Below are 13,754 nucleotides of genomic sequence, written 5' to 3'. Positions count from 1 at the left end.
ATTATATTGCAAGTTATTTTTATGGGCAGGTGTAACGCAGGACAACCTGAACGGCCATTTCGCGGTAATACTGACGTTGCGCCATAGGATCTGCGCTCTCTTCAAACAACATGGAGAACGAGTAGCTATTGGCAACGTAGTGAAAACTGAAGCTGCTCATCAAGCGGTGAACGTCGCGGGCGTTGACCTGTTTGTTGAACAACTGCTTTTGTTGACCACGGCTGAGAATCTCTTCCAGCAGTGTCAATGCGCTGCGGTTGACATTGCGCAGCAGCGCGGATTGCTGGATAAAACGGCCTCGCTGCATATTTTCCATGCAGATAATACGAATGAAATCAGGGTGATCTGCGTGGTAATCAAACGTGTTTTCCACCAGTTGCACCATTGCTTCGACGGGCGGTATCTCAGCAAGATTGAGCTGCCTCTCGCTGCGGCGAATCATGGTGTAAACGTACTCAATAACCCGTAAGTAGAGGTTTTCTTTGGTTTTGTAGTGATAGACCACCATGCGCTTGGTGGTTCCGGCACGCTCGGCAATCTGCTCCATGCGCGCACCATTCAGCCCGTATTCGGCAAACAGGGCGATCGCGCTAAGAAAGATTTTGTCTTTCAGGTTGGATTCGTCAAAACGTTCGGGAAAATCGCTGCCAGGGTGTTCCACATCCGCTCCTTACAGGCCGTCATTCGTTTGTGGATTATCACCATGGCCGCGACAGAAAACAAATCTCAAACGCGCGGGTGCTTGCGGTAGATCCACAGACCCGGAATCGACAAGCCGATGGAGAGCGCGCCGACAATCGACGAGGCTTTCAGGAAGTTAGTCAGCAGCAGGATCATTAACTCTTCGTTGTAGCCAAAATGCCCGATCTTAACCGCTGAGATCATCGCGGTATAAGCGGAGATCCCCGGAAACATGGGAATGACGGCCGCCACAGTAAACACTTTTGGGTGCGCCAGATACCAGCGCGACCAGCGAATGCCGATACAACCGACCAGCATTGACGCGACAAATGTTGACCATTCAATATTGAAACCCCAATACATCATGGCGAAGCGGGAGCCGTGACCAATCGCGCCGAGCAGCGCACACCAGCGCAATGCGCGATGCGGTACGTTGAACACCATCGCGAAGCCGACTGCCGGAATCGCCGCCAACGCCATATCCTGCGCCAGTGCCAGGATAAATCGAATCACATCCATCCGCGCAGCCCCCACAGTGTCATTGCCATTACCACGCCGATGCAGGTGGCGAGCGTTAATAAACTCGCAATCGCCCAGCGCGCCAGCCCGGTGTTGATATGACCTTTGAACATATCGGCAACGGAATTAATCAACGGAAAACCCGGCACCAGCAACAGAACGCTGGCTGCCATGGCGACGGTGGATGAATGGATAAAGCTTGGCAGGGTTAACATCAAACCTGACACCGTGGTGGCGACAAACGCGGTGATGCAGAAGTTGATTTGCGGATGCATATGGCGACCGGCCAATACCAACCGTACATACATGGCAATGCTGCTGGCGCAAAAGGTGATAAATGCACCATCCCAGCCGCCATTGTTGAGTTTGCAAAAGCAGGCGCAAGATAGTCCAACCATCACCGTGACCAGCCAGCGCGGGTAGCGTAGCGGTTTCACTTGGGCAAAGCGTTTTTCAACGCCCTGAAAATCCAGCAGCTTATGTTCGGTGAGGATCACGATATGTTGCACCTCCGTCACCACGTGCATATTAATGCCGCGATCGTTGTTCTTGCGAGTTGAGGTTAGACAATGCCCCTCTTTTATGGTGGTTAACACGATGGCGTTAGAGGAAATTGAGCTTTCGACGCTGTCCATGCCCAGCGCCAGCCCCAGGCGCGTTGATAACTCTTCAACCAGCGCGCTCTCTGCGCCGTGCTGTAACAAAAAAAGGCCACACTGAATACACAGCCGCGTAATGGCTCGCTGTGATGACTGGTCTGTTTGCATGATTACCCTGACTTGATGCAACGACGCTCGTGAAACATGGAGCGGAAAGTCTATTTTTAGCACAGGAGAAGGGCGGGATGGTGTTAACACAGATCAAGAACTGTGCAATAAGTCTCGCCAATGATTCTTGTTGAAATGCCCTAATCGCGGCCGCTTTTCGGTGCAATTAGCGGGAAGAAATGGCGAATAGCATTGGCATACTCAAGATATTATTGAAGAGTGTTAGTATTCTTAATATGAATGAAGGCTTAAATATTTATTAAGGTTATTGGTTTTGTCTTAATTATATGCGCCCTGATTATTTAATGTTTCTTATTTTATTTTTAATTTTGCACGAAGTATTTGAATGTACGTTGTGCTATGTTGTCACGCAAGTTGGGGATATTATGATTTTGGTGAATTATACTTAATTGCTAATCATAAATTCCAATAATTCTTACAACGGCCTGTTCGGAACATTATTGTTATCCTACGCGTTATTGGCATCGATTGAGTAAATACTCATTACGAGGATTGATAGAAATCGCAAATGGAAGCGGAGGTTTTTATGCTATCACCAGGCGGCAATCACGGGATTATTATTAGCCAGGCACCCGTACTTAGGGCCGGGATAGGCAGCATATTTGAGCGTCATTTTCCTGAATACGAATTAACGTATTATTCCACTTTAGAGGAGGTAACGCTGCCGCAGCTAATGTGCGCCAGGCTGATTATCACCGATTTAGCGAGTGAACAGCACCTGGTGAAACAGCGCTGCGAACAATATCTTTCACTTATCTCTCAATGCACCAGGCCTCGATGGCTTTTCTTTGTTTCGTCTGTTATCTACCCTGATGCGGCGGAACTTTTGCTGCAGTCACAAACAACTTTGCTTTCTGATGTCGAACCGATTACGGGCGTGATTAACGCGATTCGCGGTGGGCATGAAAATACGGAAAAGGTTAGCCAAACGTTACTTTACGCAACACAACACACTTACGACGAATTTCTCCCTGTCGATAAAATACTGACATTTTCAGAGCGGAAAGTGTTACGGCTTCTCGGAAAAGGCTGGGGAATAAATCAAATCGCAATGCTACTAAAAAAAAGTAATAAGACCGTCAGTGCGCAAAAAAATAGTGCCATGCGACGATTGTCACTGCGCAGTAATGCGGACTTGTACACATGGATTAATAGCCACCAGGGAATGAAAGAGCTGAATTTAGGATCAGCATATGGAGATCATAATGAATGGAAAACATTAGCAAAACGGGACACGTTGCCATCATAGAAAAATGCATGATGAGTCGGGAGGGGCTACAGAATTTATTCAACGAGTCAACTCTTTGCAACTATTCCTTTCATTTTTTTAGAGATCAACTCGCGTTTCGACAGGCATTAAAGCACACCACTTTTTTTTCTGTCGTCTATTCGCTGTTTGGTCAACGTAAGGAGAGGCGGGAATGTCTGATGTGTCTGCATTTGCTTTCACTGTCATATCCCGGCGTGCAGCGCATTGTGTTAGCGGGAGACGACCGCGAAGCTCGGCTGGTGGGCCATCTTTCGCCGTCGCGCTTGCATGGGATTTTGAGTAAATCGTCCATGCTGCCCGTATTGCTGGAGCAAGTTACCACGCTGCTTGGCGAGACACGGCGGGTCAATGAGAACATGATTAACCACTGGTATGTCAGCCAGTATCGTATGCTCAGCCCAACCGAGCGGGAGATCCTTAACTACATGACGCGTGGCTTTTCCATTGCCGAAATCGCATCGCAGCTACACCGTAATGTCAAAACCATCCGCGCGCATAAATTTAATGCGATGACGAAACTGGGGGTAACGTCTGACGTTGGTTTGTTAGATGCGGCGGATATTTTGACCTGGATTCCGCCCTGCGCGCGGGCAGCGTCTGAATTGATGTAACTCCGCTCCAGCGCGTGATAGCGCCAGGTTTACGCCTGGCGCAGCGACGTTACAAGCACACATCAATCCATTTTGCCTGGGTTAGCTCAGCCATTCTTTCTGGGGAAATGCGCACTGCACTGTGGATTGCCCCCGCAGCCGGTAACACTTCTGGATATTGTTTTAACGAGACGTCGCAATACACAGCCAGGGGCGTTTCCAGCCCAAACGGGCAGACCCCACCCACAGGGTGGCCGGTAACGGTGACCACTTCGTCGCTACTCAGCATGCGTGCTTTGGCACCAAACGTATTTTTCAGTTTTTTGTTATCAAGGCGTGCATCGCCTTTTGCTACCACCAGAATCACTTCGTTTTTCACTTTCAATGACAGCGTCTTGGCGATTTGTCCCGGCTCGACATGGTGGGCGGCAGCGGCCAACGCTACGGTTGCCGTGCTTTGATTCATTTCAATGATGTTGATGTCGGGGGCATTGTCGGCAAAAAATTGCCGCACGGACTGCAAACTCATGATGTTCTCCTGCGAAAGATCGCCATTAATCTGTCACAAGGCTGTTATGCCTGTAAATATCCCGCCATAACAAACGTCTCACATTAAGATTCTCGATCCTCTTCACAATCGCAGAAACCGGTTACAGCAACCGGTTGCAGAGTTAATAAGCGAGGTTAATACTCATTTTGTCATTTCCCTCTGTCCATAAAATAAATAAGAGCCACCTATGAAACCTACACTGCTTTGTTGTACTGCTGGTTCGCCAATCAGCATGGTTTCAAATATCAGCAATGGATCGCTACCCGGCAAAATCACCGCCGGCGCTATTACTCTGTTAGCTTGCCAGGAGGTCGACTATGTCTGCCAACCATGCTGCGTTTAATCTCATTTTCCGGTTTATAGAAAACTATGTCAGCCCGATTGCCGGGCGCATCTCTTCCCAGCGTCATGTTATGGCTATCCGCGACGGTTTTATCTCGGCGATGCCATTTATGATTGTTGGTTCGTTCTTGTTAGTTTTTGCTTACCCGCCGTTTTCGCCAGACACCACCTGGGGCTTTGCCCGCGGTTGGTTGGATCTCGCGAAGCAATATGAAGGCCGCATCCTTACGCCTTTTGATATGACGATGGGCATCATGTCTATCTACATTTGTGCGGCGATCGCTTACAACCTCGGTAAACACTATACAAAGTCGCATCAGCTCGATCCTTTTATGTGCGCGATGTTGTCGCTGATGGCGTTTTTACTGGTTGCGGCACCGAAAACCAACGGCACGCTGCCGGTGGATAGCCTTGGTGGTACCGGCATTTTCACGGCCATCCTGGTGGCGATTTATTGCGTGGAAATGATGCGCTTTTTGAAGGCGCATAACATCGGGATCCGCTTGCCGGATCAAGTGCCGCCGATGATCAAAAACTCGTTCGATTTGTTGATCCCGGTGCTGGTGGTGGTGCTAACGCTGTACCCGCTGAGCCTGCTGATTCAATCGCAATTTAATATGCTGATCCCGCAGGCCATTATGGCGCTGTTCAAACCACTCGTCGCGGCGGCTGATTCTCTGCCTGCGATTTTGCTGGCGGTGATCATTGGTCATTTATTGTGGTTTGCGGGTATTCACGGCGCTGCGATTGTCTCCGGGATGCTGCAAATGTTCTGGTTGACCAACCTCGGTATTAACCAGAGCGCGCTGGCGCAGAGCGCACCGCTGCCGCACATTTTCATGGAGGCGTTCTGGACCTTCTTTATTGTGATCGGTGGTTCGGGCGCAACCATGGGGCTAGTGTTCTGTTATCTGCGAAGCCGTTCTGTGCATTTGCGTTCGATCGGGCGTTTGAGCGTTGTGCCCAGCATTTTCAACATCAATGAGCCGGTGATTTTCGGTACGCCAATTGTGATGAACCCGGTGTTCTTTATTCCGTTCCTGCTGGCGCCGACGATCAACGCGATCATCGCCTGGGCGGCAATGAAACTGGATCTTATCGGGCGGGTGATTTCGGTTGTGCCGTGGACTGCGCCAGCGCCAATTGGCGGGGCATGGGCATTAGGTTGGGATTTCCGTGCGATGATTCTGGTGGTGCTACTCGCCTGTATCTCAGCGGTTATCTATTACCCGTTCTTTAAAGTGTACGAAAAACAGTTGCTGGAGCAGGAAGCTGAAGAAGCGCGACGCGCGGAAGACGAACAGCAAGTTGCCTAAAACAAAAGGGGCGATTCATCGCCCCTTGTTTACTTCAGTGTACAGTCACCACACTGCTGAACATCCGGCAGGCGATAGCGCTGGCAGCACGTTCGACGCACCAACGCGCCGTCGCGCAACACCACGGTACGCCACAGCGGGTTATCGCTGCCGTCGGAAAACTGTTTTTCAAAGAAACAGATCTGTCGCAGGGCGGCTACACGCGATTCGCCCAGCAACGGAATCATCTCACCCAGATACCAGTTAATCAGATAGCCGGTATTGCTCCAGATAAGCTTACCGTTGATATCGCCGGTTGCTTCCAGCGCCTGAACCACCGGGAGCATCGCTCTTGTCGTCAGCGCTTCAATACGCTGCGCATCATTTTGCGATGTCAGCTTGCGATCCTGTTGCACATCAATCCAGAAACAGGCGGCACGGCCAGTTTCATGGAACTCAACATGGAAATGTTCTGGTGAGAGGTCAATGGCGCTTTTTTGCGTTAACAAAGTCAGCAATAGCGGCGGCACCATCAACCCGAGATACCATTGCGCCCACAACGAAAGCAGCGGTTTATTCTCCCGCGGTTGTGCCGGCTGGTTACGGTAAATGTGATCGGAGTAGGTGGCGATAAGCGATTGCAGCGCCGTTGGGCTTGACCATTCCGCCAGCGTCAACGCCCGATAAGGCGCTGGCTCATTAAGGCGAATAAAATCGAGCAGATGCGAACGGCTACTGGCGATAGTTTCCCGCATAGCATTCGCCAACGAGTCGCGCTCATCAATGAGGCTGCCTCGCCTAACATTTTGCGTGCTCAATGCGGTACGGTAGGTCATAGCGCCAGCTAACCAGGGAATCTAAATGATAATGATTGCCAATCCTAGCTAGAGGTAAAATCGATAGCAAGATTTTTATCGTAAAGTTAGCGCTGGCGCGCCTTAAGCGACTTGTAAGTCCCCACTGACCAGAATGTTATTGCGCCCCAAATGTTTGGCTTCATATAACGCTTTATCGGCGAGGGAGAGCGCGGCATCAATATCACTATCCTGCAACGGCGCAATGCCAATGCTCACCGTAACGTTGGTGGCGACGCTTTCGTTAAACATATGCGGGATGTCTAAGTCATACACTTTTTGGCGAATGCGCTCAGCGGTCTGGCGCGCATGCTCCAGGTCCATGTTATTCAGCAGAATCATAAATTCTTCGCCACCAAAACGCGCCACGATATCACGGGAACGCACTGCATCGCGCAGCGCGGCAGAAACGCGGATCAGCGCCTGGTCGCCCATCATATGCCCGTAGTGGTCGTTATAGGCTTTGAAGTGATCAATATCGAGCAGCAAAACAAAGCAGGAGCTGTCATCCAGCGCCAGCAAGTTGTTGAGTTTATGCTGCAAACCCCGACGATTGTACAATCCGGTTAAGGGATCCAGCATGCTCAGGTCGTTGAGCGTTTTGCTCTCCTGCATTAACCGCTGCATTAGCGCCCGGGCGAAATTATCATTACGTCTTTGAATCGCTTGCTGGATTGCGATGCCTATCACCGGCAACGCGAAGGTAAAGATAAGCCTGATGCCGTTTTCAGCCCCGTCAAACCACAAGCAGGCGGCAAAGACAGGGAATGAATGCAGTAGAAACGCGACGATATTGTTTGAAAACGCAATTGCGCCAAGGAACAAGACGCTCAACAAGGCAATTAGCAGGTAGGTTGAGGCATTATCGCTTAATAACCTGGCCCGGATGACCACATGCCACGCCCACAGGCAGCCAAAGAGCAGCGAAATGAACGAGATATTAATTTTGGTTTTGGGATGGAATTTGTGCCAGGCGGGCAATATGACGCTCAGTACAAAAATAATACACACCGGTGGGGTGAAGGTGCGCAGGTTATAGAGCGGCAAAGCCATGGAAAACAGCGCTGAGATCGCGTTGAGCAGTAAAAAGAGTCGTAGGGACAATCGATATCTCTTGTCGCAAAGAGATTGCCAGGTTTGTGATGTCATACCTAAAAATCGTTATTTTCCGCAATTATCACTGCGCTATGAGTCAAAAAAGAAAGTCACGCAATGAAACAGTCATCGCGAAAAATTAGTGATTTGATTTTTAATTTAAGCAGCGCTTAATTTATCACCTTCCTGAATGGCTGTCATTAGAAGATGAGTAATCTTCATGCTGCACCAGGATGCTGACAAATGAGAAAATATATCATATCGTATTGGTTATCATTCTTAGTTGGAGAGATGAAACCATGCTGCAGCGGGCGCTGGGAAGTCGGTGGGGGATTGTGTTACCTGGCATTATTGTTGCCGCGCTCGTACTGGCGGACCTGTCGATCAACGCCTGGCGCGTGGTGATCGTCTTAGGTTTATTATTGACACCAGCAATGCTTTACCACAAAAGTCTGCGGCATTTTATCTTATTGCCTTCGGGCGTTGCGCTGGTTGGAGGAATGATTTTGCTGCTGTTGAATTTGAAAACGGTGGTGTAACAGGGGGGCATACAGGGAGTGTATAAGATATCTGGTGCGAGGGGGGGGACTTGAACCCCCACGTCCGTAAGGACACTAACACCTGAAGCTAGCGCGTCTACCAATTCCGCCACCTTCGCACAGTCATCTTACTTGTTGATATCGCCTCGTTGGTGCGAGGGGGGGGACTTGAACCCCCACGTCCGTAAGAACACTAACACCTGAAGCTAGCGCGTCTACCAATTCCGCCACCTTCGCACAGTGCGAGCAATATCAACGTGGATTATGGTGCGAGGGGGGGGACTTGAACCCCCACGTCCGTAAGGACACTAACACCTGAAGCTAGCGCGTCTACCAATTCCGCCACCTTCGCATACCATCGATACCATAGAAGTATCGTTACCACGGAGGCGCATTCTAGATGTTTTCAACTTTTCGTCAATAGTTAATTGCGCGGGTTTTCGCTGATTGCTGTAAAAGTGGGCGCTGTATGGCGGGGGCAAAAATTGGCCCGGTGAGCGATGCCCACCGGGAACGGCACTTATTTCAGCGCCTGGCGTGTCATCACGGTGCGGTAAACCTTGAAACGCCCGGTTTGAGCGAGAACTTCATGGAAGCCAAAGACCTGATCCAGCACATCCGGATACGGCAGGAAGGCGTTGGCGACAATACGCAATTCTCCGCCGCTATTCAGATGGCGAACCGCGCCGCGAATCAGCGTTTGCGCCGCTTCAAGGCTGGTTTGCAGGCCATCGTGGAAAGGCGGGTTGGAGATGATCATATCGAAGCGCCCCGTCACTTCCGAGAACACATTGCTGGCAAATACTTCACCTTCAAAACCGTTAGCCGCAAGCGTTGCGCGGCTGGCTTCGACTGCCGGCGCCGAAACATCACATAGCGTCAAACGCACTTTTGGGGAATGGCTTGCCAGCACCGCCGCCAGCACGCCAGCGCCGCAACCGACATCCAGCACTTTACCTTTGGTATGCGGCGTTAAGGTCGACAGCAACAACTGGCTGCCAACATCCAGCCCGTCACGGCTAAATACACCAGGCAGGGTTTTGATGGTCAGTGAATCCAGCGCATATTCGCCCCAGAAGCTGTTTGCATCAAAGGCAGGGATCTTTTCCAGACGTCCGTGATACAAGCCGCAACGGCGCGCGCTGTCGATTTTATTCAGCGGGCAATATTCAGCCAACATTTGCTCTGCGCTGCGCACGCCACTGCGGTTTTCACCGACGACAAAAATATCGGTACCAACCGGCAACAGCGACAGCAAATTCATCAACTGAAACAGGGCTTCCGGTTTGTTTTTCGGCCAATAATAGATCAGCGTATCGCTATCGCCGATCATTGCGTTCTCGGCAACTAGGCTGTAGCTGGCGCGATCGCCCATCTGTTGGCTCAAGGTCTGCCACTGGTGGTACTGTTGAGTCCAGGCACGGCTTTCGGCGGTGTCCAGACGGGCGGGCAGGTCGTCCTGCAAATCACCGGCAAAAAGAATGCGGCTTGGTTCGAAATCGTCACTGTGGCGCAGCAAGACTTCACTTGCCGGGGAAAAAGCAGACATGGATGGTTCCTCTTTAAACTCAGCCGGCGATTATACACGTTATCCTTCGCGCTGCCTCTTTGTTGGCTGCGTCTTCGTACCCCATGGGGATACGCAGCCTCGACGCATCACGAATGATCTTGTGTATACACGTAATTATTCACGCCGCCTCTCGATGGCGCATTTTCGTCGAGTTTGCTATATTTGCGCGCCTGATACAGGAGTGTTTCACGATGACTTCCCGACGCGACTGGCAATTACAACAACTGGGCATCACCCAGTGGACTCTGCGCCGCCCGGCGGCGTTGCAGGGTGAGATCGCCATTTCGCTGCCTGCGCATATTCGTCTGGTGATGGTTTCCCCTGCGTTACCCGCGCTGAGCGACCCGCTAATCAACGATGTGCTGCGCGCGCTGACTGTAACGGCGGATCAGGTGTTACAACTCACACCGGATCGCGTTGCGATGCTGCCGCCGGACAGCCAATGCAATAGCTGGCTGCTGGGTGTTGAGGCGCCGCTGGCGCTTCCGGGCGCGCAAGTCTCAACGCCTGCGGTTGATGAATTACGCGCAAATCCTGCGGCTCGCGCCGCGTTATGGCAACAAATCTGCGAACATGAACACGATTTCTTCCCTCAGCACGACTGATTTAGCCCGCGCATACCAAATCGAAACCCGGGCGCACGCCTTTCCCTGGAGCGAAAAAACGCTCGCCAGTAATCAAGGCGAACGCTACCTCAACTATCGAATGATGGTGGGCGACGAAATGGTCGCTTTCGCCATCACACAAGTGGTGCTGGATGAAGCCACGCTGTTCAATATCGCCGTCGATCCGGCCTGGCAACGCAAAGGGTTTGGCCGGCAGTTGCTGGAGCATCTGATCAGTGAGCTGGAAAAACGCGATGTGCTGACGTTGTGGCTGGAAGTGCGCGCCTCCAATGCGGGTGCCATCGCGCTGTATGAAAGTTTAGGTTTTAACGAGGCGACGATCCGCCGTAATTACTACCCCACGGCCAACGGGCGTGAGGATGCGATCATTATGGCTCTCCCTCTCTAATAGAATAAGGTGATGTAATGAAATGGGACTGGATACTCTTTGATGCTGACGAAACGCTGTTCACGTTTGACTCGTTCGGCGGCTTACAACGGATGTTTCTTGACTATAGCGTGACATTTACCGACCAAGATTTTGTTGAATATCAATCTGTTAATAAGCCGCTATGGGTCGATTACCAGAACGGTGCCATCAGCGCGTTACAGTTGCAGTACCGGCGTTTTCAGGGCTGGTCAGAACGCCTGAATGTGCCCGCAGGCTCGCTCAACGAAGCCTTTCTTAACGCGATGGCTGAAATTTGCGCGCCGCTGCCGGGCGCCGTATCGCTGCTCGACAGCCTGAAAGGCAAAGCAAAGTTGGGCATCATCACGAACGGTTTTACTGCCTTGCAGCAAATCCGCCTGGAACGCACCGGGCTTCGCGACTATTTTGATTTATTAGTGATTTCTGAAGAAGTTGGCGTCGCCAAGCCGGATGCGAAGATTTTCGATTATGCCTTACAGCAGGCTGGTAACCCGGATCGCGCGCGCGTATTGATGGTTGGCGACACGGCGGAGTCCGACATTCTGGGCGGCATCAACGCTGGGCTATCGACATGCTGGCTGAATGTGCATGAGCGCACGTTGCCTGAAGGCATTAATCCGACCTGGACCGTGACGTCCCTGAACGAACTGGAGCAACTCCTGTGTAAACATTGATTGTCTGCACTCAGCCGTTGAGTACAATAGCCGCATTTTTCGTATTTCATCGCGTGGCCAGCGGCCGCGCAATTACACAGAAGATTTTTATCATGACGTTGTCTCCTTATTTTCAAGAGGTGGCGAAGCGCCGCACGTTCGCTATCATCTCGCACCCCGATGCCGGTAAAACCACCATCACCGAAAAGGTGCTGCTGTTCGGACAGGCTATTCAAACCGCCGGTACAGTAAAAGGCCGTGGCTCTAACCAGCACGCAAAATCCGACTGGATGGAGATGGAAAAGCAGCGTGGTATCTCGATCACCACCTCTGTTATGCAGTTCCCCTACCGTGAAAGCCTGATCAACCTGCTGGATACCCCAGGGCACGAAGACTTCTCCGAAGATACCTACCGCACGCTGACAGCAGTGGACTGCTGCTTGATGGTGATCGATGCGGCAAAAGGCGTCGAGGACAGGACCCGTAAGCTGATGGAAGTCACCCGTCTGCGCGATACGCCAATCCTGACCTTTATGAACAAACTCGACCGTGACATCCGCGATCCGATGGAATTGCTGGATGAAGTGGAAAACGAGCTGAAAATCGCCTGCGCGCCGATTACCTGGCCGATTGGCTGCGGCAAATTGTTCAAAGGCGTTTATCACCTTTATAAAGACGAAACCTACCTGTACCAGACGGGTCAGGGCCACACCATCCAGGAAGTGCGCATTGTTAAAGGGCTGAACAACCCGGATCTTGATAAAGCCGTTGGCGAAGATCTGGCGCAGCAGCTGCGTGACGAGCTGGAACTGGTGCAAGGCGCGTCTAACGAATTCGACAAAGAGCTGTTCCTGAGCGGCGATCTCACCCCGGTTTTCTTCGGTACGGCGTTGGGTAACTTTGGCGTTGATCATATGCTTGATGGCCTGGTGGAATGGGCACCCGCGCCGATGCCGCGTAAAACAGATGTCCGCGTAGTGAAAGCCGACGACGAGAAGTTCACCGGCTTTGTCTTTAAGATTCAGGCCAACATGGACCCGAAACACCGCGACCGCGTGGCATTTATGCGTGTGGTTTCCGGCCGTTACGAAAAAGGCATGAAGCTGCGCCAGGTGCGCACCGGCAAAGATGTGGTGATTTCTGACGCATTGACCTTTATGGCGGGCGACCGTTCGCACGTTGAAGAAGCCTATCCGGGCGACATCATCGGTCTGCATAACCACGGCACCATCCAGATTGGCGACACCTTTACCCAGGGCGAAATGATGAAGTTCACGGGTATCCCGAACTTCGCGCCGGAACTGTTCCGCCGCATTCGTCTGCGCGATCCGCTGAAGCAGAAACAGTTGTTGAAAGGCCTGGTTCAGCTTTCGGAAGAGGGCGCGGTGCAGGTGTTCCGCCCCATCGCCAATAACGATTTGATCGTTGGCGCGGTCGGGGTGCTGCAGTTTGACGTGGTCGTGGCGCGTTTGAAAAGTGAGTACAACGTCGAAGCGGTGTATGAATCCGTTAACGTGGCAACGGCGCGTTGGGTTGAGAGTACCGACGTGAAGAAATTCGAAGAGTTCAAGCGTAAGAATGAGATTCAGCTGGCGCTCGACGGTGGCGATAACTTGACCTATATCGCGCCGACAATGGTCAACCTGAACCTGACGCAAGAACGTTATCCGGAAGTGACCTTCCACAAAACCCGCGAACACTAATCCCTCTACGGAGCGCGGTATCCGCCGCGCTCCGTCACTTTCCTTGTCTTTTTAGCCCCTTGCGGAATGTTCTTAAAACCCTCCGTTTTTGTTCCTGTTGCTCGCTTTTTACCCGCTTCCGCAGGATCTTTGTCGATTGTGATCTATATTTAACAAAGTGATGACATGTTGGGTGGCTAAAAGTCCTGTTCAATGCGTATTTATTGGTCTTTTATCCATTCAACACATCACAGGATGATATTAACAACTGCGTCAGCGCAGCGTATCGCG

General features: G+C 51.5%; 15 protein-coding genes and 3 tRNA genes. 8 read left to right on the top strand and 10 right to left on the bottom strand.

The window, feature by feature from the left end:
- Positions 1-19: 19 nt before the first annotated feature.
- The 3 genes from AAEY27_RS18805 to AAEY27_RS18795 form a co-directional block, all read right to left on the bottom strand.
- Positions 20-661 carry a TetR family transcriptional regulator gene (locus tag AAEY27_RS18805; RefSeq protein ID WP_342322317.1) on the bottom strand — a complete coding sequence of 214 codons (642 nt, stop codon included), beginning with the start codon at positions 659-661 and terminating at the stop codon, positions 20-22.
- Positions 662-726: 65 nt separating this feature from the next.
- On the bottom strand, positions 727-1,200 hold the full coding sequence (locus AAEY27_RS18800) for a threonine/serine exporter (RefSeq protein ID WP_342322316.1): 474 nt from the start codon (positions 1,198-1,200) through the stop codon (positions 727-729).
- On the bottom strand, positions 1,191-1,967 hold the full coding sequence (locus tag AAEY27_RS18795) for a threonine/serine ThrE exporter family protein (RefSeq protein WP_342322315.1): 777 nt from the start codon (positions 1,965-1,967) through the stop codon (positions 1,191-1,193). Before AAEY27_RS18795 ends, AAEY27_RS18800 begins: the two co-directional genes overlap by 10 nt.
- A gap of 547 nt (positions 1,968-2,514) precedes the next feature.
- On the opposite strand from AAEY27_RS18795, the gene AAEY27_RS18790 reads away from it, so the two are divergent.
- Complete coding sequence (locus AAEY27_RS18790) at positions 2,515-3,237, top strand: helix-turn-helix domain-containing protein (protein WP_342325641.1); 723 nt, start codon at positions 2,515-2,517, stop codon at positions 3,235-3,237.
- An 11-nt stretch (positions 3,238-3,248) separates the two neighbouring features.
- Complete coding sequence (bglJ, locus tag AAEY27_RS18785; RefSeq protein ID WP_342325639.1) at positions 3,249-3,869, top strand: DNA-binding transcriptional activator BglJ; 621 nt, start codon at positions 3,249-3,251, stop codon at positions 3,867-3,869.
- Positions 3,870-3,918: 49 nt separating this feature from the next.
- On the opposite strand, the gene AAEY27_RS18780 is transcribed toward bglJ, so the two are convergent.
- On the bottom strand, positions 3,919-4,377 hold the full coding sequence (locus AAEY27_RS18780) for a YbaK/EbsC family protein (RefSeq protein ID WP_342322314.1): 459 nt from the start codon (positions 4,375-4,377) through the stop codon (positions 3,919-3,921).
- Positions 4,378-4,715: 338 nt separating this feature from the next.
- Here AAEY27_RS18780 and AAEY27_RS18775 point away from each other — a divergent pair, with 338 nt between their 5' ends.
- Complete coding sequence (locus AAEY27_RS18775) at positions 4,716-6,056, top strand: PTS sugar transporter subunit IIC (protein ID WP_342322313.1); 1,341 nt, start codon at positions 4,716-4,718, stop codon at positions 6,054-6,056.
- Between the two features lie 29 nt (positions 6,057-6,085).
- Here AAEY27_RS18775 and fhuF read toward each other — a convergent pair whose 3' ends face one another.
- Both fhuF and AAEY27_RS18765 read right to left on the bottom strand, forming a co-directional pair.
- Positions 6,086-6,871 carry a siderophore-iron reductase FhuF gene (fhuF, locus tag AAEY27_RS18770; RefSeq protein WP_342322312.1) on the bottom strand — a complete coding sequence of 262 codons (786 nt, stop codon included), beginning with the start codon at positions 6,869-6,871 and terminating at the stop codon, positions 6,086-6,088.
- Positions 6,872-6,973: 102 nt separating this feature from the next.
- Positions 6,974-8,038: a GGDEF domain-containing protein gene (locus AAEY27_RS18765; RefSeq protein ID WP_342322311.1), complete on the bottom strand. Its 1,065-nt coding sequence runs from the start codon at positions 8,036-8,038 to the stop codon at positions 6,974-6,976.
- 245 nt (positions 8,039-8,283) lie between these two features.
- Here AAEY27_RS18765 and AAEY27_RS18760 point away from each other — a divergent pair, with 245 nt between their 5' ends.
- Positions 8,284-8,523: a DUF1435 domain-containing protein gene (locus tag AAEY27_RS18760; RefSeq protein WP_342325637.1), complete on the top strand. Its 240-nt coding sequence runs from the start codon at positions 8,284-8,286 to the stop codon at positions 8,521-8,523.
- A gap of 32 nt (positions 8,524-8,555) precedes the next feature.
- Here the strand turns inward: AAEY27_RS18760 and AAEY27_RS18755 are convergent.
- From AAEY27_RS18755 to rsmC, 4 genes are all read right to left on the bottom strand, one after another.
- Positions 8,556-8,642: transfer RNA gene (locus AAEY27_RS18755), tRNA-Leu, on the bottom strand.
- A gap of 31 nt (positions 8,643-8,673) precedes the next feature.
- Positions 8,674-8,760: transfer RNA gene (locus tag AAEY27_RS18750), tRNA-Leu, on the bottom strand.
- Positions 8,761-8,788: 28 nt separating this feature from the next.
- Positions 8,789-8,875 (bottom strand) — tRNA-Leu (locus tag AAEY27_RS18745).
- 168 nt (positions 8,876-9,043) lie between these two features.
- A complete protein-coding gene (gene rsmC / locus AAEY27_RS18740) occupies positions 9,044-10,072 on the bottom strand; it encodes a 16S rRNA (guanine(1207)-N(2))-methyltransferase RsmC (protein ID WP_342322310.1) in 1,029 nt (342 codons plus the stop codon).
- Between the two features lie 212 nt (positions 10,073-10,284).
- On the opposite strand from rsmC, the gene AAEY27_RS18735 reads away from it, so the two are divergent.
- The 4 genes from AAEY27_RS18735 to prfC all read left to right on the top strand — a co-directional run bounded on the left by AAEY27_RS18735 (position 10,285) and on the right by prfC (position 13,484).
- Entirely contained in the window at positions 10,285-10,698 is a 414-nt protein-coding gene (locus tag AAEY27_RS18735; RefSeq protein WP_342322309.1) for a DNA polymerase III subunit psi, read from the top strand.
- Complete coding sequence (rimI, locus tag AAEY27_RS18730; RefSeq protein ID WP_342322308.1) at positions 10,667-11,107, top strand: ribosomal protein S18-alanine N-acetyltransferase; 441 nt, start codon at positions 10,667-10,669, stop codon at positions 11,105-11,107. Before AAEY27_RS18735 ends, rimI begins: the two co-directional genes overlap by 32 nt.
- 17 nt (positions 11,108-11,124) lie before the next feature.
- On the top strand, positions 11,125-11,802 hold the full coding sequence (yjjG, locus tag AAEY27_RS18725) for a pyrimidine 5'-nucleotidase (protein ID WP_342322307.1): 678 nt from the start codon (positions 11,125-11,127) through the stop codon (positions 11,800-11,802).
- 92 nt (positions 11,803-11,894) lie between these two features.
- Positions 11,895-13,484, top strand: coding sequence for a peptide chain release factor 3 (gene prfC / locus AAEY27_RS18720; protein ID WP_342322306.1), 1,590 nt, complete (start codon positions 11,895-11,897; stop codon positions 13,482-13,484).
- Positions 13,485-13,754: the final 270 nt, after the last annotated feature.

Origin of the sequence: Kosakonia sp. BYX6, from assembly GCF_038449125.1 — a bacterium.
GTDB classification, from domain to species: domain Bacteria; phylum Pseudomonadota; class Gammaproteobacteria; order Enterobacterales; family Enterobacteriaceae; genus Kosakonia; species Kosakonia calanthes.
Note: the sequence above shows the minus strand (reverse complement) of the source record. Positions and strands in the feature narration are given on the sequence as shown.

What these genes read in the sequence shown, in the direction of transcription:
- AAEY27_RS18800 (WP_342322316.1), bottom strand. Translation starts at nt 1,200, where the DNA reads ATGGATGTGATTCGATTTATCCTGGCACTGGCGCAGGATATGGCGTTG.
- AAEY27_RS18795 (WP_342322315.1), bottom strand. Translation starts at nt 1,967, where the DNA reads ATGCAAACAGACCAGTCATCACAGCGAGCCATTACGCGGCTGTGTATT.
- AAEY27_RS18790 (WP_342325641.1), top strand. Translation starts at nt 2,515, where the DNA reads ATGCTATCACCAGGCGGCAATCACGGGATTATTATTAGCCAGGCACCC.
- bglJ (WP_342325639.1), top strand. Translation starts at nt 3,249, where the DNA reads ATGAGTCGGGAGGGGCTACAGAATTTATTCAACGAGTCAACTCTTTGC.
- AAEY27_RS18780 (WP_342322314.1), bottom strand. Translation starts at nt 4,377, where the DNA reads ATGAGTTTGCAGTCCGTGCGGCAATTTTTTGCCGACAATGCCCCCGAC.
- AAEY27_RS18775 (WP_342322313.1), top strand. Translation starts at nt 4,716, where the DNA reads ATGTCTGCCAACCATGCTGCGTTTAATCTCATTTTCCGGTTTATAGAA.
- fhuF (WP_342322312.1), bottom strand. Translation starts at nt 6,871, where the DNA reads ATGACCTACCGTACCGCATTGAGCACGCAAAATGTTAGGCGAGGCAGC.
- AAEY27_RS18765 (WP_342322311.1), bottom strand. Translation starts at nt 8,038, where the DNA reads ATGACATCACAAACCTGGCAATCTCTTTGCGACAAGAGATATCGATTG.
- AAEY27_RS18760 (WP_342325637.1), top strand. Translation starts at nt 8,284, where the DNA reads ATGCTGCAGCGGGCGCTGGGAAGTCGGTGGGGGATTGTGTTACCTGGC.
- rsmC (WP_342322310.1), bottom strand. Translation starts at nt 10,072, where the DNA reads ATGTCTGCTTTTTCCCCGGCAAGTGAAGTCTTGCTGCGCCACAGTGAC.
- AAEY27_RS18735 (WP_342322309.1), top strand. Translation starts at nt 10,285, where the DNA reads ATGACTTCCCGACGCGACTGGCAATTACAACAACTGGGCATCACCCAG.
- rimI (WP_342322308.1), top strand. Translation starts at nt 10,667, where the DNA reads ATGAACACGATTTCTTCCCTCAGCACGACTGATTTAGCCCGCGCATAC.
- yjjG (WP_342322307.1), top strand. Translation starts at nt 11,125, where the DNA reads ATGAAATGGGACTGGATACTCTTTGATGCTGACGAAACGCTGTTCACG.
- prfC (WP_342322306.1), top strand. Translation starts at nt 11,895, where the DNA reads ATGACGTTGTCTCCTTATTTTCAAGAGGTGGCGAAGCGCCGCACGTTC.